Source organism: Leeuwenhoekiella sp. ZYFB001, assembly GCF_011784865.1.
GTDB lineage: Bacteria > Bacteroidota > Bacteroidia > Flavobacteriales > Flavobacteriaceae > Leeuwenhoekiella > Leeuwenhoekiella palythoae.
In genome coordinates this window covers 2,047,339-2,065,899 of sequence record NZ_CP050460.1, presented here as the reverse complement: position 1 = coordinate 2,065,899, position 18,561 = coordinate 2,047,339, and the positions used below count along the sequence as shown (strand labels likewise).

At 38.9% G+C, this 18,561-nt stretch carries 15 protein-coding genes; 8 read left to right on the top strand and 7 right to left on the bottom strand.

The features are described 5' to 3' along the window. Positions 1-77: 77 nt before the first annotated feature. Positions 78-1,976 carry a PAS domain-containing protein gene (locus HCN54_RS09015; RefSeq protein WP_167597477.1) on the top strand — a complete coding sequence of 633 codons (1,899 nt, stop codon included), beginning with the start codon at positions 78-80 and terminating at the stop codon, positions 1,974-1,976. A 3-nt stretch (positions 1,977-1,979) separates the two neighbouring features. Further along, entirely contained in the window at positions 1,980-2,366 is a 387-nt protein-coding gene (locus HCN54_RS09010) for a two-component system response regulator (protein ID WP_167597476.1), read from the top strand. A gap of 1 nt (position 2,367) precedes the next feature. Here the strand turns inward: HCN54_RS09010 and HCN54_RS09005 are convergent, their stop codons facing one another. The 3 genes from HCN54_RS09005 to HCN54_RS08995 form a co-directional block, all read right to left on the bottom strand. Further along, positions 2,368-3,678: a glycoside hydrolase family 28 protein gene (locus HCN54_RS09005; protein ID WP_167597474.1), complete on the bottom strand. Its 1,311-nt coding sequence runs from the start codon at positions 3,676-3,678 to the stop codon at positions 2,368-2,370. 208 nt (positions 3,679-3,886) lie between these two features. Continuing rightward, complete coding sequence (locus HCN54_RS09000) at positions 3,887-4,915, bottom strand: LacI family DNA-binding transcriptional regulator (protein ID WP_167597472.1); 1,029 nt, start codon at positions 4,913-4,915, stop codon at positions 3,887-3,889. A gap of 223 nt (positions 4,916-5,138) precedes the next feature. Beyond that, positions 5,139-5,579, bottom strand: coding sequence for a hypothetical protein (locus HCN54_RS08995; protein ID WP_167597470.1), 441 nt, complete (start codon positions 5,577-5,579; stop codon positions 5,139-5,141). Between the two features lie 89 nt (positions 5,580-5,668). On the opposite strand from HCN54_RS08995, the gene HCN54_RS08990 reads away from it, so the two are divergent. After that, positions 5,669-6,700 (top strand): LLM class flavin-dependent oxidoreductase, encoded by a 1,032-nt coding sequence (locus HCN54_RS08990; RefSeq protein WP_167597468.1) that lies wholly within the window; start codon positions 5,669-5,671, stop codon positions 6,698-6,700. Here HCN54_RS08990 and HCN54_RS08985 read toward each other — a convergent pair. The 4 genes from HCN54_RS08985 to HCN54_RS08970 all read right to left on the bottom strand — a co-directional run bounded on the left by HCN54_RS08985 (position 6,697) and on the right by HCN54_RS08970 (position 8,742). After that, entirely contained in the window at positions 6,697-7,635 is a 939-nt protein-coding gene (locus tag HCN54_RS08985; RefSeq protein ID WP_167597467.1) for a cellulase family glycosylhydrolase, read from the bottom strand. The genes HCN54_RS08990 and HCN54_RS08985 overlap by 4 nt on opposite strands. Positions 7,636-7,711: 76 nt before the next feature. Further along, positions 7,712-8,095, bottom strand: coding sequence for a VOC family protein (locus HCN54_RS08980; protein ID WP_167597465.1), 384 nt, complete (start codon positions 8,093-8,095; stop codon positions 7,712-7,714). A gap of 8 nt (positions 8,096-8,103) precedes the next feature. Continuing rightward, complete coding sequence (locus HCN54_RS08975) at positions 8,104-8,409, bottom strand: DUF6122 family protein (RefSeq protein ID WP_167597464.1); 306 nt, start codon at positions 8,407-8,409, stop codon at positions 8,104-8,106. Between the two features lie 9 nt (positions 8,410-8,418). Then, a complete protein-coding gene (locus HCN54_RS08970) occupies positions 8,419-8,742 on the bottom strand; it encodes a YbaB/EbfC family nucleoid-associated protein (RefSeq protein WP_167597462.1) in 324 nt (107 codons plus the stop codon). A gap of 113 nt (positions 8,743-8,855) precedes the next feature. On the opposite strand from HCN54_RS08970, the gene HCN54_RS08965 reads away from it, so the two are divergent. The 5 genes from HCN54_RS08965 to HCN54_RS08945 all read left to right on the top strand — a co-directional run bounded on the left by HCN54_RS08965 (position 8,856) and on the right by HCN54_RS08945 (position 18,472). Then, positions 8,856-10,937, top strand: coding sequence for a S9 family peptidase (locus HCN54_RS08965; RefSeq protein WP_167597461.1), 2,082 nt, complete (start codon positions 8,856-8,858; stop codon positions 10,935-10,937). Between the two features lie 85 nt (positions 10,938-11,022). Beyond that, positions 11,023-12,063: a PLP-dependent cysteine synthase family protein gene (locus tag HCN54_RS08960; RefSeq protein ID WP_072979696.1), complete on the top strand. Its 1,041-nt coding sequence runs from the start codon at positions 11,023-11,025 to the stop codon at positions 12,061-12,063. Between the two features lie 106 nt (positions 12,064-12,169). Next, on the top strand, positions 12,170-13,429 hold the full coding sequence (locus HCN54_RS08955) for an aminotransferase class I/II-fold pyridoxal phosphate-dependent enzyme (protein WP_167597459.1): 1,260 nt from the start codon (positions 12,170-12,172) through the stop codon (positions 13,427-13,429). 386 nt (positions 13,430-13,815) lie between these two features. Then, the gene (locus tag HCN54_RS08950) at positions 13,816-16,872 is read left to right on the top strand and encodes a SusC/RagA family TonB-linked outer membrane protein (RefSeq protein ID WP_167597457.1); all 3,057 of its coding nucleotides are present in this window, start codon (positions 13,816-13,818) and stop codon (positions 16,870-16,872) included. Between the two features lies 1 nt (position 16,873). Next, the gene (locus tag HCN54_RS08945) at positions 16,874-18,472 is read left to right on the top strand and encodes a SusD/RagB family nutrient-binding outer membrane lipoprotein (protein ID WP_167597455.1); all 1,599 of its coding nucleotides are present in this window, start codon (positions 16,874-16,876) and stop codon (positions 18,470-18,472) included. Positions 18,473-18,561 lie beyond the last annotated feature (89 nt).

Sequence of the window (18,561 nt, the reverse complement as noted above, 5' to 3'; positions counted from 1 at the left end):
CTTAAATTAATAGTTTTAAATAATGCCCAACATCAGTAAGATTATAAACCAACGTCATTACCAACCAGAAGTGATTTATGTTGAATGTTTCGGAAAAAGAAAAACAGCGCCTTGAAGTTGTTAAATCTTACCAAATAATAAATACTGCGGCCAAACAAGATTTTGATGAACTAGCACGCCTGGCTTCCATCGTGTGCGATGTTCCTATTGTCCTGATCAGTTTGATGGATGATTGTACTCAACATTTTTTGGCACATCACGGTGTTGATCTTGAAGAGGTGCCCAGAGAAGAAACTTTTTGTCAATTTCTATTAGAAAGTGAGCCTTATGAGCCACTGATTATTGGTGATACCTTACAAGATTCCCGGTTTTCGTCTAACAAATATGTGCAGAATGAACCGAATATTCGTTTTTACGCCGGGTTCCCATTAATTACCAAGGACAACTTCTTGATAGGTTCTCTCTGTATTATAGATCGTGTTCCCCGCGAATTGACACCAAAACAATATGAAGCGATCTCGTGTTTAATTAACCAAACACTTCAAATCGTAGAACTCCAGAAAAACAAATTTGATCTAGAAAAAAGTAAAAAACTACACAAATTAAATGCTAATAGGCTTTCAAATATCATCGAAGCGGCTAACGTAGCTACCTGGGAGTGGGATCTTAAAACCAACTATCTTAAATACAACGATAAATTTTTTGAGATCATAGGTCGGGATGAAAAAGAATTGGGTAATACAAGCATAGAGCGTATGCAAAAAGAACTTCACCCTGAAGATCTGCAGCGTGCGCTGGTGAAGCTCAATGATTATTTTGATGGCATTACTGACTTTTACACAGGGGAATACCGAATTAAACATAAAAATGGATCTTGGGTATGGATTTTAGATCGGGGTAGTGTCGTAAGAGAAGATCACGAGGGAAATCCGCTGGTAATGTCCGGTACTATAACAGATATCACGAGGCGAAAAATAGCCTCAGAGCGTCTTACGCTCTCTAATAAAAGGTTGAAACTGGCCCAAAAAATCGCCAAACTCGGTTATTGGGAGGTGGATAAAAAGGATCATTCTTTCTATTGTAGTGAGCAAGTTTATGCCATTTTAGAATTAGAATTTTATTCTCAGGAATTGAGTTTTGATCGCATGATGGAATTCATTCACCCTGATGATCAGTCTGTCGTGAAGCCTTATTATCACGATGATTCTTTTGAACTTGAAGCGGATTTCGAGTTTAGGATCATTACTGCAACAGGAAAGACAAAATGGATCTATGCCAGTCGCCTCATTGATACAGATGATACCAGTATTATTGAAGGTACACTGCAAGATATAACCTCGCAAAAGGCATTAAAAATCTCTTTAGAAGAATCAGAATTGAGGTATACCAATTTGTTCCAGCTGATGCCAATTCCTTCTTGGATCTACGACCTGCGTACGTTAAAAATCATAGAGGTAAATCAGGCTGCGATTAAAGAGTATGGCTATTCTAGAGCAGAATTTTTAGAAAAAACAATTAAAGAATTAAGGCCGGCAGATGAAATCCCAAAACTGCTGGATGTTGTTGAAGATACTCGCCGTAATATGGGCGCCAATAAAGTTGGCGTATATACGCATCAACGAAAAAACCAATCAGAATTTACCGTAGAGATTCATAGCAACCAGCTTAAAAAAAGTAACCAACTTTCTCGCGTTGTGATGGCGATCAATGTTTCAGAACGCTATCAATACATTAAGCAAATTGAAGGTCGTAACGCCACTCTACAAGAGATCGCCAGAATACAGTCACATGTGGTACGGGCTCCTTTGGCCAAACTCATGGGAATCATTCAGCTGATACAATCTGATCTCAATTTAGGAGCGGAAGAACACGCGTTCTTTTTAAATGAACTATTAGGAGCTGCGCACGAGCTAGATACTGTGGTGCGCGAAATTGCAGCTAAAGCTTCATTAGTAGAAACCATTCAATCCAATTAGCGTATGCAGGGAGAAGTACTCATTGTTGACGACGATAAAACCATTTGCTTGATTCATAAGTATTTGTTGAAAACCGTTCATAATATTGAACCGCGTTTTTATACCTGTGCCGGCGATGCGCTAAAATGTATTGCTAACAGTCCCAATTCTAGCAAATACATTATTTACCTAGATATCAATATGCCTGTTTTGAATGGTTGGGATTTTCTGGATCGTCTGTACCAGTTTAAAAATAAGGATCGGTTTTCGGTTATATTGGTAACTTCCTCTATCGATGCCGTAGATAAAAGTAAGGCCAAAGCTTATGATCTGGTACAAGGTTACATTGAAAAACCTTTGAACAAGCCTAAGATTTCTACCTTAGATCAAATGTTCAGCAATTTTAGTTAATTCACTTTACTTCTACATTTTCTAAGGTGAGTTGGTTAATACTTTCAGTATTATCTAGCATTGCATTTTGCGTATTAAGTTTGATGTTTTCAAAGGTGAATTTTGAAAGTTCATATTGATCTGAAGCTTCTATATTAAAACCCATCTCACAATCGAGTTTTATATTTTTCATTGTAATATTATTAGCCATAGAAGTGATCATATCTTTTTCCCCTTTTAAATTGAAAAATTGCGTCCAAGGTTTGATCAGTATCATACTTCTAACGCTTCCTTTGATATCTACGATAGTGATGTATTCGTAATGCTGTGGAGTATCCGGACGCATTTTTAACCAAAAAATGCGGTGCGCCGTATCTACAGTGCTTCGGCGAAAAATAATATTATAATTGTGTATAGATTCGCTTCCGCAGGTTAGGGCGCTGTGACAAAAACCGTATGTGTTGTCTTCGATGATGATATTTCTATTCTCGCCATTGTTAGGATCTTCATCGGCATGTGGTCCTTTTCCGCCTTTTAAAGCCACTGCATCATCATTTACAGCCATGTAGCAGTTTTTGATCAGCATATTCTGGCAGGCATCAATATCCACAGCATCGGTACTGGGAGCCTTTACGGGCTCTTTTGGGGAAGTGATGTGCAGGTTAAGAAGTTTTATATATTCACTTTTGTAATAATGCGTGGTCCAAAAGGGAGAGTTTTTCAGTTTGATATCAGAAATCTGTACGTTTTTGCAATTGGAAATATACACCAGACGTGGTCGCATTTCATCTTTGTTGGTGCAGTCTGGATTCCACGCTCTGCGTAACCAAAAAGCTTTCCAATAGCGCAGGCCGTTACCGTCGAGCGTTCCTTTCCCGGAAATCGTAAACCCATCGATTCCGTCTGCATTGATCAATGCCGGAAAATAATCTACGCTTTCGCCTTCAATACGCGTCATAAGAACAGGGAAGTCGCTGATGTCATCGCTACCTTTAAGAACTCCGTCTTGTTCCAAATACAGATGGGTACCCTGTTTGAAAAACAAAGCACCACTTAAAAAAGTTCCTTTTGGAATTATAATGACCCCGCCACCATTCTCAAATGCAGTATCTATTACCGCCTGTATGGCTTTAGTTTGTACAAGGGTGCTGTCGCTAGAAACTCCATAATCAGTTATAGTGTATTGCTTACCAAGAGCACTTATATCAGTTGGAGTCGTATCTCTAAACCATTCCGGAATTGGCGTACCGTCAGGAAAAAGATCCTGAGCTTGCGCCGGGTTGGACACTAATATTATAGAAATAAGAATTAAGGAGCTAAGTATTGATTTCATTTACTGAATTTTCGATTTTGGCACTTTAAAAGTATTTATATATATCGATATAGTAATCCTGCGGTATCCTGCAACGCCACTAATTTTTAAAGCGTCTTCTCGTAATCTAATGCAACAAAATTCGTTCAGAAATCACTAGCTGAGCCAAAAGGAACGGGCGTTGAGCTTGCTTCCAGCAAATTTGATAATAAATGTAAATGTTCCGTACTTAAACGACTTTAGCTTTGGAAGATTCTCTTTTTACGAGTGTTCCTTCTAACACAAGTTGTTCGGGTTTTGCGGTTTCTTTGTTTTTCAGTTTTTGAAACATAATACGCATCAGGTTTTCTGCCATATCTTCAACCGGTTGCGCAAAAGCGCTTATGGTAGGAGAATACATCTCAAAAAATCCGCTATCATCAAAACTTACGATGCCAAGCTTATCTATAAGTTGAGTGTCAATTTGATGAATACCTTTTAATCCGCTTTGCGAAAGATAGTTGGTTGCAAAAAATATGGCATCCAGATCTTTACTGTTATTGATAAACTCCTTCATGGTTTCGCGAGAAGAGCCCACAGTCGAAGTATTATAAGGAAGTTTTAGAATGTTAGGCGTAAGTCCGGCCTCGTTCATCGCAGCAATATAGCCCGCTTCTCTGTCGTGCATTTGCACCTGATCGAGATCAATGGTGATGAATGCGATATTCTTAAAGCCTGAATCAATAAGGTGTTCAGTAGAATTTTTAGCGCCTTCAAAATTATTGATAATGACGTAGTCGCAGTCAATTTCAGGGATTTTACGGTCAAAAAGGATAACAGGCATTTCACTTTCTATAAGATTCTCGATGTCTTCTTGAATACCCGGAGGAGGAACGATAATGAAGCCATCTACTTGACGTTCATGAAAAATCTGAATAAGATCTTGTGTGCGTTTGAGGTCATTTTCGGTACTACAAAAGAGCACGCGGTAATCATTTTTATAGGAGATATCTTCGATGAGTCGGCCTACTTTTGAGAAAAAATGATTGCTGATATCTTCTACCATAAACACGAGAATCCGGGTGCTTCCTGTGCGTAGGCTACGAGCAACTAGGTTGGGTTTATAGTTAATTTCTTTGAGGTATGCTTCAACTTTTGCTATGAGTTCGTCAGAGATTTTTTTCTCTTTTCCTTTACCATTTAAAACAAAAGAGACGGTTGTGGTAGAAACATTTAAAACCTCTGCAATATCTTTGAGAGAAGGTCTTTTTTTCTTCATGGAATTTGGGCGGGTAATTTTTTCTAATAATTGATTATCGGTTAAGTATCTGTAAAATCTGAGATTTCTTCAAAAATAATGCATTAACTAAAACGATTGATTGAAAAATCAATAGTGTTTTTGAGATAAATGTAAAATAAGTAAATTTTTACAAGTATTTATGTTTGGCTCCGTTTAGTCTCGTAAGACATTACTTGCAGGATAAATCAAATAGGATTGCAATTTAATTAGCACATTGATCTTTTGTTAAGGTCACAGAACCGTCAAAATTCAGGGCAGAAGCATTTTTAAAAGCGACCATCTTTCCGGAAGAGGTCACTTCGCCAAATCCTTCAATGAGTTGGTCTCCAGATATTTTGAAAGCCACTTGGCGCGTACTTTCAACGCCTTCAGAGATAAAGGTGTAGGTGCCCAAAATGATATTATCATCAATGCTTCCGCTGAAGCTACCCGAGTTACGATCTTTTTCTGCCCAATTATAAATCAATGTTCCTTGAACCATTGGGTCAACCCGCGTAACCTGAAAGGTAATTGTAGAACCGTCTTGTGTGTAGCCGTAGCACCCTACACTAATGGGAAAATCAGTTTCTTCGGTTTCTTTTGGTGTTTGTTTACAGCCTATAGTCAGGAGCAGAATACAAACCACTGCGATATATTTTTTCATAAAGTATTGAATACTAATTAGATTGAATCAGAAGCCTGATCGTTGAGGTTCTTCCGTAAGGAAAACGCTCTAAAACAGACTATATTTTTATGAAAAGTACAAACAATAACACGTTATCCTCCATAAAATATTCAGTTTTAGATTTGGTTCCTCTTGTTGAAGGGATTTCTACAAAAGAGGCGATAGACCGAAGCGTTGACCTAGCGCAGCATGCCGAGCGTTATGGATACCAACGGTTTTGGATCTCTGAACATCATAATATGGAGAGTCTGGCTAGTTCGTCTCCGGTAATTTTAATAAATCAAGTAGCTCAAAATACACAACGTATTCGCGTGGGATCAGGCGGAGTGATGCTACCTAACCACGCGCCCTTGGTGGTTGCAGAACAATTTGGTACGCTTGCCAGTATTCATCCCAACCGTATTGATCTTGGGTTGGGTCGCGCTCCTGGCACCGATCAGCGAACGGCAATGGCATTGAGACGGTATCAGCAGGAAACGGTTCAAGATTTTCCAAATAATATAGATGAATTGCAAATGTATCTTTCTGAGGAGAACAGTACCGCACCTGTGAGAGCAACTCCGGGAGAAGGACTTGATATTCCCCTGTATTTGTTGGGGTCAAGCACCTTTAGTGCACAACTAGCGGGTAAAAAAGGGCTACCTTATGCATTTGCAAGTCATTTTGCACCCACACATCTGCACGATGCGCTACGCCTATATCACCAGCACTTTAAACCTTCTGCGCAGTTAGAAAAACCTTATACAATGGCTTGTTTGAACATAATAGCTGCTGACACTGATGAGGAGGCAGAATATTTAGCAACCAGCGCCAAAAAGTTTATGCTTGGCGTCATCAGGAATACAAGAAAACCTTTACCACCGCCGGTTAAATCTATGGAAGGCGAGTGGTCTACAATGGAGCGTATGCAGATCGAAAAAATGATGTTTTATAGCTTTATAGGTTCTAAAGAAACGATCGCTCAGGGATTGCAAACTTTTGTTGAAGAGACGCGCGTTAATGAGATTATTGTGATCGCAAATATCTATGATCAAGCAGCGCGTTTAAAATCTTACCAATTGGTAAGTGAAGTTTTTGACGCTTTAGAGGTGGCGGTTTAATCAGTGAGGAAATTGAAAAATGTAGTTCCCCAAGAATTATTATTTAGATCGTTAGGATTGCCTTGACCATCCATTAGGGCATTTTGATCATTTTGATCTTTTTTCCAAAGCCAGCCTAAGGTGGGAATTTTAGCTCGATTAGCGACTTTTAGAAAATCTTGTACTTGCATTAAGCCACTGGTATTTATGACGCCAATTTCTCCGAAGATTATCGGGAAGTTGGCGTTTTTCAGTTTTACAAATCGGTTTTGAATTGTTGTTTCATTGGTGTTGATAAGCCAATTTTCGTAAGCGTGCAGGTCAAATACGATATTATCGTAAGCTGTTGTAATTTGATCGCCATAAACAAGAATGGCATCTTCAGACTGGCCTTGCGAATTTCCGGGAACGAGAATAATATTATCAAAACCGGTTTCTCTAATATTTTGAATCATTTCCAACTGATCCTTTAGCCACATTTCGTGAGTATATCCATTGCTGTCATCAAAGGCATACGGTTCATTCCATAGTTCAAGCCATACATCACTCTGCCCTTTAAATTGATTTGCGATAGCCTGCATACGTTCTTTATAAGCTTCAAAAAATAGTTGTTCAGATGGATTCAAACCGGTTAAAAGTTGTTGATTTCCGTCAGTATCAACCCAACCAAACGGACAAAGAATGGTAACTCTACCTTGTTGTCTGTGCGTTTCTACAATTTGCTGAAGCGGGTGAAGCCATTGATTTTTTGAATCTCGAACCGCATTTCCTGTAACAGGCTCTTCTCTTAAATTGCCAATAAACTCCCTAACGATCTTTATGTTCCAATCCTGCATTAAGGAAGAATTATCAATGCCAAAAGTGTTTAGAGCATTAACGCCGTTTTGGTCTATCGCATTGCCATCTTTTAAAATTTGAGCTCCATCGGTTGTGTAAATACTATTTTGACTACTCAATGATTCATTTTCCTCTGAACTGCAACTCAAACAGAAATAGAACAGAAGTGCCAGTTTTGTAACTTGTGATATGCATTTAAACCTCATAGAGTTCTAAGGGTAATTGATCTGGATCTTCAAAAAAAGTAAAACGCTTTCCGGTAATTTCGTCAATGCGAATGGCTTCGGTGGTCACACCTTTTGATTGGAGTTCCTTAATGGCAACTTCAATATCTTTTACCGAAAACGCAAGATGGCGTAAGCCTTGTGCTTCGGGACGTGAAACCCTGTTGGGCGCGTTGGGGAACCAGAAGAGTTCTATGCAATAAGTGCCGTTTAAGGCGAGATCAAGTTTGTATGATTTTCGTTCTTCACGATAGGTTTCTTTAATGATCTCTAGCCCTAAAACTTCAGTATAAAAAGCTTTAGATTTTGCATAATCTGAACAAATAATTGCGATATGATGAATGTGTTGAAGCATAAATAAAATTACCAAAGACAGTCTTGAAAATCAGTAAGCATATGGAACAATAGTCCCACAGCGATCACTCTAAATTTAGGAATAAAGAATAAAACACAATAGCCGGCGATGGCCCAGTAGGAGTGAAGCGGGTGAAAATTGATGCTACATCTATTAGGGTTAAATATAGGGCTGGCCAGCAAATGATCAAGATCTACAAGCATAGTGGCGATCATAATTAGCCAAGCCTTAATCCAATACTCAGGAAAAAATACCCGGGCGATCAACCCGGGTACTATAAAATGTAAGCTGTAATGTACAAGCGTTTGTAGCAAATTGATCTCTTATTTAAACATATCAAGTCCGGGAATATCTGGCATCCCTTCTTTTGCGACCGCAGCTAGCTCTTGATCGTAAGTTGTCTTAGCTCTTGAGAGCGCTTTGTTTAAAGTGAGAATCAAATAATCTTCTAATTGTTCTTTGTCTTCAAGTAGTTCATCTTTAAAATCTACTTTCTTGACTTGCCCTGCAACGCTCACAGTAACTTCTATGAGTCCGTCGCTGCTTTTTTCATCAATATAAACGTTTTCTAGGCGTTTTTTTGTGTCTTCGGCTTTTTGCTGAGCTTCTTTGATCTTGCCCATCATTCCCATCATATCTCCAAACATAGTTTCAATTTTTAATTAATAGTTATGCTGCAAATTTAGTGTGCATAATCGAGCTTAAGAAATTTAAAAAAATCTCGGTGATTGTAGCGATTACTGCTATTTTTGCGTTCTGTATGAAAAATGAATTAGAAGCCCTAAATGCATCGGTTTTACCACCGGATGCCAAGCAAATACCGCACGAATTAGAAAAGCACGGAGATATTCGTATTGATGAATATTACTGGATGAATGAGCGTGATCATCCTGATGTGGTCGCGTATCTCGAAGCAGAAAATGCCTACTATGAGCAGATGACGGCACATACAAAGCCGTTGCAACAACAGTTGTTTGAGGAGATGAAGGCGCGCATTAAAGAAGATGATTCTAGTGTACCGTATAAATACAATGGATATTGGTATTACACCAGATTTGAGACCGGAAAAAACTACCCGCTGTATTGCAGAAAAAAGGAAGCGATGTCTGCTCCCGAAGAGGTCATGTTTGATAATAACGTGATGGCCGAAGGGCACAGTTATTTTAAGCAGGCAGGTTATTCGGTTTCTGAAAATAACGAGATCGCTGTTTTTGGAATCGATACCGTAAGTCGCAGACAATATGTTTTACAATTTAAAAACCTATTGACCGGTGAAGTCTACGATATTAAGATTGAAAACACCACAGGTAGAGCGATTTGGGCAGGGGATAATAAAACTATTTTTTATACGCGAAAGGATCCACAGACGTTGCGCAGCAGCCAGATCTATAAACACGTTCTAGGAACTAACCCTGATACCGATGTTTTGGTTTTTGAGGAAGAGGATGAAACCTTTGATGTAGGAGTTTTTAAGACCAAATCAAGAGACTACATTTTTATTGGTTCGTCGAGCACGCTTACCACCGAATATCGTTTTGCCGAAGCAAAAGGACCTGATTTTGAGTTCATGATGTTGCAAGAACGAACACGCGGATTAGAATACAGTGTTTCGCATTTTAAAGAGCATTTTTATCTGGTTACAAATAAGGACGAGGCGACCAACTTTAAGCTGATGAAGACTCCGGTAGGTCAAACTTCAAAAGAGCACTGGGTAGATGTGATCGCGCATCGTGAAGACACGTTGCTGGAAGACGTGGAGATTTTTGAAGACTTTCTAGTTGTCGAAGAGCGTAATGAAGGATTGAATAAAATCAATATCCAGCGTTGGGATGGTACAGCAGATTACTACCTTCCTTTTGATAGTGAAACCTACACAGCGTACATAGGAATTAATCCCGACTTTGATACACAGTATCTGCGCTATGGATTCAATTCACTTGATACGCCACCATCTGTGATCGCTTTCAATATGATCACAAAAGAAAAGGAGATCTTAAAGGAAGTTGAAGTATTAGGCGGAACTTTTGATAAGAACAATTATGAGTCTAAACGACTTTGGGCAACCGCTGACGACGGAGTCAAAATACCCATCTCTATTGTTTACAAAAAAGGAATCACCTTAGACGGAAGTCACCCATTGCTTCAATACGCTTATGGTAGTTATGGGATCACCTCAGATCCGTCGTTTTCTACTTCTAGATTAAGCTTGCTTGACCATGGTTTTGTGTTTGCTATAGCGCACATACGTGGGAGCGAGTATTTGGGCAGAAACTGGTATGAAGATGGGAAACTGCTTAAAAAGCGTAACACCTTTACCGATTTTATCGCGTGCTCTAAATATTTAATTTTCGAAGGTTATACTAATGCGGGAAATCTGTATGCTTATGGAGGTTCTGCCGGAGGCTTACTTATGGGAGCCATTTTAAACTTGGCGCCAGAATTATATAATGGTGTGATTGCAGCCGTACCTTTTGTAGATGTAGTCACCACGATGTTAGATGACTCTATCCCGCTTACGACTTCAGAATATGATGAGTGGGGAAATCCTAATGAGAAGATATATTATGAGTATATGAAATCGTATTCTCCTTATGATCAGGTAAAGGTGCAAAATTACCCTAATATTCTGGTAACTACAGGGTATCACGACAGTCAAGTACAGTATTGGGAACCTGCGAAATGGGTTGCTCGCCTGCGAGATAAGAATATTGCAGATACTAAAATTTACTTTGAAACCAATATGGATGCGGGTCACGGCGGGGCTTCGGGACGTTTTGAAGCCTTAAAAGAAACCGCAAAAGATTACGCCTTTTTAATTGATTTAGCAGGAAAAGCCAAGTAATTCCAAATATTTCCTGTAAATTTGCAAGGTTTTAAATAACGGTTTTAGGAAATACTAAACGAGTACTCCAAACGATAATTCTTCTATGAAAGAACACCTTAACGTTTATAATGACGTCCTTCAGCTGGTAGGAAATACACCTTTAGTACGACTTAACAGAATTACCAAAGATCTTCCAGGGTCTTATTTTGCAAAGGTCGAGGCGTTTAATCCGGGAAATTCTTCTAAAGACCGCATTGCACTTTACATCATTGAGGATGCAGAGCGTAAAGGTATCTTAAAACCCGGCGACACCATTATAGAGACTACTTCGGGTAACACCGGTTTTAGTATTGCAATGGTGAGTATAATTAAAGGTTATAAATGCATTCTAGCCGTTAGTTCAAAATCTTCAAAAGATAAAATAGACGCCTTGCGCGCAATGGGAGCAAAAGTATATGTATGCCCCGCAAATGTAAGCGCAGACGATCCACGATCATATTATCAGGTTGCAAAGCGCTTGCATAGTGAGACAAAAGGTTCGGTCTATATCAATCAATATTTTAATCAATTAAATGCCGAAGCGCATTACGCGTCTTCAGGACCAGAGATTTGGAAACAGACCGAAGGTAAGATCACGCATTTAGTTGCTTGTAGCGGAACCGGAGGAACCATTTCCGGAACGGCAAAATACCTCAAAGAAAAAAATCCAAACATTAGAATTCTTGGGATTGATGCTTATGGTAGTGTTTTAAAAAAATATCACGAAACGCAAGAATTTGATAAAAACGAAATTTACCCTTACCGCATTGAAGGTTTAGGGAAAAACTTGATTCCAACTGCTACTAATTTTGACGTCATCGATTACTTTGAGAAAGTTTCAGATGAAGATAGTGCACATACCGCGCGCAAAATCTGCAAGACCGAAGGTTTGTTTGTAGGTTATACAAGTGGTGCCGCCGTTCAAGGAACTATTCAAATGGCAGAGCACGGAGAATTTGATGAAAATTCTAAAGTGGTGATTATGTTTCCGGATCACGGAAGAAGCTATATGAGTAAGATTTATAGTGATGATTGGATGAATGAGCAAGGATTCTTTGATAGCCAAAATGAATTTGCTGCTCAGAAAATTGAATTTATAAAGTAGTATCTTGAGTTGTTCTCAAATACAAATAGATAACCCTAAATTGATTAAGGAATTAGAATGAATAACAAAGAGTGTGAGTAGAAGCTTTTTGTTTGAATATTGATGTATGAAAGATTTATTTGACAAAATTTATAAGGACAAGGGTCCTTTAGGAAAATGGGCAGCACAGGCAGAAGGATATTTTGTATTCCCTAAGTTAGAAGGTCCAATTTCAAACCGAATGAAATTTCAGGGTAAAGATGTTATTACCTGGAGTGTAAACGATTATTTGGGTCTTGCAAATAACGCCGAAGTGCGTAAAGTGGACGCAGATGCTGCTGCACAATATGGTTCTGCTTACCCAATGGGCGCTCGTATGATGAGTGGTCACACTTCACTTCACGAGCAGTTGCAAGATGAGCTTGCTGCTTTTGTTCAAAAAGAAGCTGCGTATCTTTTAAATTTTGGATATCAGGGAATGGTATCTACGGTCGATGCTTTGGTAGCTAAAGATGATATCATTGTTTATGATGTAGATGCTCACGCTTGTATCATTGATGGGGTGCGTTTGCATATGGGTAAACGTTTTACTTACAAGCATAATGATATTGAAAGTATCGAGAAAAATTTACAACGTGCGACCAAGTTAGCAGAACAAACCGGTGGGGGGATCTTATTGATTTCTGAAGGAGTGTTCGGTATGCGCGGTGAGCAAGGTAGATTGAAAGAAATCGTTGCGCTAAAAGAAAAATATAACTTTAGACTGTTTGTAGATGATGCTCACGGTTTTGGAACTCTTGGAGCTACAGGAGCAGGAGCAGGTGAGGAGCAAGGTGTACAAGATGGTATTGACGTGTACTTCGCAACATTTGCAAAGTCTATGGCGAGCACCGGAGCTTTTATCGCTGCTGATCAAGAAATCATTGATTACCTAAAATATAACCTGCGTTCGCAGATGTTTGCAAAATCACTGCAGATGCAATTGGTAGTAGGCGCCCTAAAGCGTTTAGATATGTTACGTACTATGCCAGAGCTTAGAAAAAAGCTTTGGGAAAATGTAAACGCGCTTCAAAACGGATTAAAAGATCGTGGTTTTGATATAGGAACTACACAAAGTTGTGTTACCCCGGTTTATCTAAAAGGAAGTATTCCTGAAGCGATGGCGTTGGTTAAAGATTTACGTGAAAACCACGGAATATTCTGTTCTATCGTAGTGTATCCGGTGATTCCAAAAGGATTAATTCTACTAAGACTTATACCTACAGCGTCTCATACGCTACAAGATGTAGAAGAAACTCTAGATGCTTTCTCGGCAATTAGAGAGCGTCTAGAAAATGGAACATACAAAAGACTATCTGCAGGAGTTCAAGCTTCAATGGAAGCTTAATTCTTAATTCATATTATAATTACAAAGCCCGATCCTGAAAAGGATCGGGCTTTTTTTTTGCGTTTATCTATTCATTGTAAGCATTAGGTCTACTAAAATCTTGATTTTTTGGGATTATCATATGTGAATGTTTTAGCGTAATGTGTTGTCTATAATTGCTTTAAATGGAGTGTTAACATGTGTTTTTGGTACTTATTAAAGATGATGTTTGCTGAATATATAATGTTGTTTATGCTCTAAACGATTCATTTTATACCGTTTCATTTGTTATTAACCTACTTACAACTGTTGTACGTCGAAATAGTTTCTTTTAACACATTTTTATAAACACCTTTAAGTTGTATTAAGTTTTTCATAACAATTAATTAACTCAAAATTCAACAAACATGAATGTGAAGGTAAAGTACATACTTGGGTTTGTTTTACTGCTCTTTATGCAAGGGGTCGTGGCACAAACCATTACCGGTACGGTAACAGATAATACCGGAATGCCCCTGCCTGGAGCCAATGTGATTGAGAAGGGTACCTCTAATGGTGCTTCAACAGATTTTGATGGTAACTACACCATTGATGTTTCTTCTTCTGATGCGGTTCTTACATTTTCATCTTTAGGATTTCTTTCTAAAGATGTGACTGTAGGTGATCAAACTGTAATTAATATGCAGATGGAAGAAGATGCACAGCAACTTAGTGAAGTTGTGGTAACTGCTTTAGGTATTAGTAAAGAACAGCGCAAACTGGGTTACTCAGTAGCCGAAGTTGGAGGTGAAGGTCTAACTCAAGCTCGTGAAACTAACGTTGCTAACGGTCTATCTGGTAAAGTATCTGGTCTTGTAGTAAAGCAAACCAATAGTGGGCCAGGTGGTACTGCAAAAATATTATTGCGTGGTGTTGCGAGTACAGCAGGAGGTTCAACTTCTCCTTTATTTGTAATTGATGGTGTACCTATGGATAACACTCAGCGTGGATCTGCCGGAGAATGGGGTGGCTCTGATGCTGGTGATGGTATTGGTAACATCAACCCTGATGATATCGAGAAGATGACCGTATTAAAAGGTCAGGCAGCATCAGCACTTTATGGAGCTCGTGCTTCTAATGGGGTGATTTTAATTACTACTAAAAAAGCTAAAAAAGGAGATTATAACATCAACTTCAATAGTAACTTCACTATGGAGCAAGCGATGGATTTGACTAATTTTCAATCTGAATATGGTCAGGGTATTAACGGTGTGAAGCCGGCTACTGCAGCTATCGCTCAAGCGACTAATCGCAGATCTTGGGGTGCGCGTTTAGACGGAAGTGATGTAATAGGTTATGATGGAAATACATATACCTATAGCAAAGCAGATAACAGCTATATTGATTTTTATGAAACAGGAACTACATTTACAAACACACTTTCGGTTTCTAAGGGAGTAGGTGATGGCGCTTTCAGACTTTCGTTATCTAATTTAAGTTCAGAATCTATTGTTCCTAACAGTGGGCTTGATCGTATAACTGTAAACCTTACCGCAGATCAGAACATCACAGATAAGTTGAATGTTTCAGCAACTGTTAATTATACTGATGAGCGTTACGATAATCAACCGTTCTTGAGTGACGGTCCTAAAAACCCAACTAACTTTATTCTGCTTGCGCCTAACGTAGATCACACTATTTTTGCGCCAGGTTATGATGAAAATGGACAAGAGATCATTTTTAGTGATGACAATTATGCAACTAACCCATATTTCATCACAAATCAAGGAGTTAATGATCCTTCACGTAAACGCTTTATTTCGATCTTATCTACCAAATATAGCTTTACCGATAAAATTTATGGTCTATTACGTTTAGGTAATGACACTTCTAACGATAAGTTTTTCAGCATAGATCCTTACGGATTGGGTTATTTATCTGAAGCGAACTCTAATGGTAATTTGAGCGGAAAAGGGCAATCAAGTAGATCAGAGCTTAACGTTGATGGTATTTTTGGAGCGAACTTCAATTTAACCGAAAATTTTGAGGTAGACGCATTAGCGGGTGCGACTTTACGAAGAAATAAATATGAAATTGTAGGAGTAAGCGGTGGTCCGTTTATCTTTCCATATTTATACTCTCCATTAAACGTGGTGAATATTGGTAGATCATATGACTACGAAGAAAAAGAAGTGCAATCTGCTTACTACTCTTTTGACTTTAGTTATAAGCGTTTCTTAACCTTGACGACTACAGGTAGATATGATGTTTATTCTACGTTGCCTGAGGATAACAACAGCATTTTTACACCTTCGGTTACCGGTGCATTTGTATTTGATGATATCTTGAATATAGACGCATTAAGCTTTGGTAAATTGAGAGCATCTTATGCGGTTACTAGTGGTGAACCGGGTTCTGCTTACCAAACAAGTTTTTACTACACTGCAGGTAATTCTATCAACGGTGTGGCTACAGGTTCAAGCCCAAGTGCTTTACCTAACTTAACCTTAAAGCCGTTTACAACAGATGAAGTTGAGGTTGGTTTAAACTTACAATTCTTCGGAAACCGTTTAGGTCTTGACCTTGCGTATTTTACCAAGACTTCTCACGACGAGATTCAGAACGCAAATTACAGTGCAGCAACAGGATTTAGTTCTGGGGTTGTTGCAACAGGATCTATCAGAAACCAAGGTTTAGAAGTATTATTGACAGGTACACCGGTAAGAACAGAGAACTTTACTTGGAATACCTCGTTAAATATGACTTCAATTAAAAACGAAGTATTACAAACAGATGCAGATAACAATCCTATAACTTTAGGAACTAACCGTGCGGTAGTAGGTGCTGCAACAACAGCTTTTGTTGTAGGAGAAGCTGGACCACAGATTCGTGCTTATGACTACGCTTATAATGAAGATGGAAGCATTCAGTATGATTCAGATGGTTTACCGGTACGTGGGGAGCTTAAGTCTTTTGGCCAGGTATTGCCTAAATTCTACGGAGGTTTAAACAACGATTTTTCTTATAAAAACTTCAACTTGTCTTTCTTGGTTGACTTCAACTATGGAAATAAGGTTTTATCAGCAACTGAATATTATGCACGTTTTAATGGTTTAACCAAAGAAACATTAGTAGGTCGTGAAGGCGGATTGACCAATAACGGGGTAACCGTAGATGCTCAAACCTATTATCAAACCGAAATTCAGCGTATCAATAGTAAGAGTGTGGTAGATGGAGACTTCATTAAACTTCGTCAAGTAACACTAGGATACTCGCTTCCTGACAGCCTATTTGAAAATATGAAATTCTTTGAGGGAGTTGATATTTCACTAGTTGCTCGTAACCTTGCGATCTTATGGCGTAAGGCAGAGAATATAGATCCTGAAAGTAGTTTTGGTTCTACAATTAACTTCATCGGTATTGAAGGAGGTAGTTTACCATCATCTCGATCTCTAGGTCTTAATGTTAATTTCAAAATAAAGTAAAATGAAAAAGTATATAAAACTTATAGCCGCGGTTGTAGTTCTGGGATTAGCATCTTGTGATAACGACTTCACGGATATTAATACAGATCCTGATAAAGCTTCGGGTGAGATCTTTGATCCCAATCTTATTTTACCAGACGCGCTATACAACTACGCTAACAGTACCACGGGATATAGAGGTCCTATTCTCTTTCAATCCATGTGGGTACAGTTGATGGCATCAACTTCTACCATCGCAAACTATTATGTGAATGCAGATAAATATGTAGCCTCAGGAAGTACTCCTGGTTATGCTACAAACATCTGGTCAGACAACTACCGTGTGGCTTCGGAAATGTATCAGATGAAAAAACTAGCAATTGAGCAAGGGTATTCTAACCTGGCAAATATTGCAGATATCGTTAAGATACAATCTATCGCATTTATGTCTGATGTGTATGGTGACGTGCCTTACTCTGAAGCGCTTCAACTAGAGGATGGTGTTTCAAGACCTTCATATGATGATCAAGCGACTCTTTATCCTCAGTTATTAGAGGAATTGAATACAGCAGTAAGTGATTTAGATACGAGTGCAGACAGCCCTACCAATGACATTTTCTTTAACGGGGATATCAGCCAGTGGAGAAAATTTGGATATTCATTAATGCTTAAAATGGCTATGCGTTTAGTTAATGTTGATGCTGCATTGGCACAATCTTACGTTGAAACTGCTGCTGCAGGAGGTGTATTTGCTTCCGCTGCTGACGAGGCTATTCTTTTAACAGATAACTCAACAGGTTTTCATAACAGTAACAGTGCTGCATTAGCAACCGCTTCTGATTATTACGAGGTACGTTGGTCTGATGTGATGATTGATTATTTAAATTCTACTGATGATCCACGATTAGGCGTGATTGCTGAAGTTCCTGAAGCTGGTTTAGCTGCGAATCAAAATGCAAGCTTAGCTGGTGATTCAGATCCATCAATTCAGTTAGGAATGCCTAACGGATATGACTTAAACGGTGGAGCAACGGATATCTCTAATTCTCCTGATTACCCAGGACCAACGGGTACAGGTGATGATCAAGCGCCTATAGGAGCGTATTCGAGACCTACAGGAATGTATCGTAACTTAGAAGCGCCTGTATTTGTTTTGACTTATGCAGAAACACAACTTTTACTAGCCGAGTCTGCTTTAAGAGGGTATAATGTGGGTGGTACAGCGGCAGAGTATTATGCAAACGGTGTAAGCGGTGCAATGACAGCTATCAACAAATACGGAGGCTCGCAAATTGCAGCAGCTGATATTGCAGCTTATGTTGCAGCTAATCCGCTTGATGTTTCTTCTACCGAAGCTGCATTAGAAATGATCAACGTGCAGTATTGGGCAACTACCGGTTTATTAGGCAACTTTACAGAAGCTTGGTCAAACTGGAGAAGATCTGCTTATCCAGAATTAACCCCTGTAAATTACGTAGGAAACTTCTCAAATGGAACCATTCCTGTACGTCAGATATACCCTGCAGATGAGTCTACATACAACCCAGAGAATTACGAAGCAGCAGCTGCTGCGATGGGTGGCGATGTTTGGACTGCTAACGTATGGTGGGACAATAATTAAGATTTTAAGTCTCCTTAGATTTAATATTTAGCAAATTAAAGGAGGGCATTAGCCCTCCTTTTTTTATAAATTAGAATGTTGTAAATCAA

Coding starts and splice junctions, on each gene's coding strand:
- HCN54_RS08955 (WP_167597459.1), top strand. CDS start 12,170: ATGAAAGATTTATTTGACAAAATTTATAAGGACAAGGGTCCTTTAGGA.
- HCN54_RS08970 (WP_167597462.1), bottom strand. CDS start 8,742: ATGTTTGGAGATATGATGGGAATGATGGGCAAGATCAAAGAAGCTCAG.
- HCN54_RS09000 (WP_167597472.1), bottom strand. CDS start 4,915: ATGAAGAAAAAAAGACCTTCTCTCAAAGATATTGCAGAGGTTTTAAAT.
- HCN54_RS08945 (WP_167597455.1), top strand. CDS start 16,874: ATGAAAAAGTATATAAAACTTATAGCCGCGGTTGTAGTTCTGGGATTA.
- HCN54_RS08980 (WP_167597465.1), bottom strand. CDS start 8,095: ATGCTTCAACACATTCATCATATCGCAATTATTTGTTCAGATTATGCA.
- HCN54_RS08965 (WP_167597461.1), top strand. CDS start 8,856: ATGAAAAATGAATTAGAAGCCCTAAATGCATCGGTTTTACCACCGGAT.
- HCN54_RS08995 (WP_167597470.1), bottom strand. CDS start 5,579: ATGAAAAAATATATCGCAGTGGTTTGTATTCTGCTCCTGACTATAGGC.
- HCN54_RS08960 (WP_072979696.1), top strand. CDS start 11,023: ATGAAAGAACACCTTAACGTTTATAATGACGTCCTTCAGCTGGTAGGA.
- HCN54_RS09005 (WP_167597474.1), bottom strand. CDS start 3,678: ATGAAATCAATACTTAGCTCCTTAATTCTTATTTCTATAATATTAGTG.
- HCN54_RS08950 (WP_167597457.1), top strand. CDS start 13,816: ATGAATGTGAAGGTAAAGTACATACTTGGGTTTGTTTTACTGCTCTTT.
- HCN54_RS08990 (WP_167597468.1), top strand. CDS start 5,669: ATGAAAAGTACAAACAATAACACGTTATCCTCCATAAAATATTCAGTT.
- HCN54_RS09010 (WP_167597476.1), top strand. CDS start 1,980: ATGCAGGGAGAAGTACTCATTGTTGACGACGATAAAACCATTTGCTTG.
- HCN54_RS09015 (WP_167597477.1), top strand. CDS start 78: ATGTTGAATGTTTCGGAAAAAGAAAAACAGCGCCTTGAAGTTGTTAAA.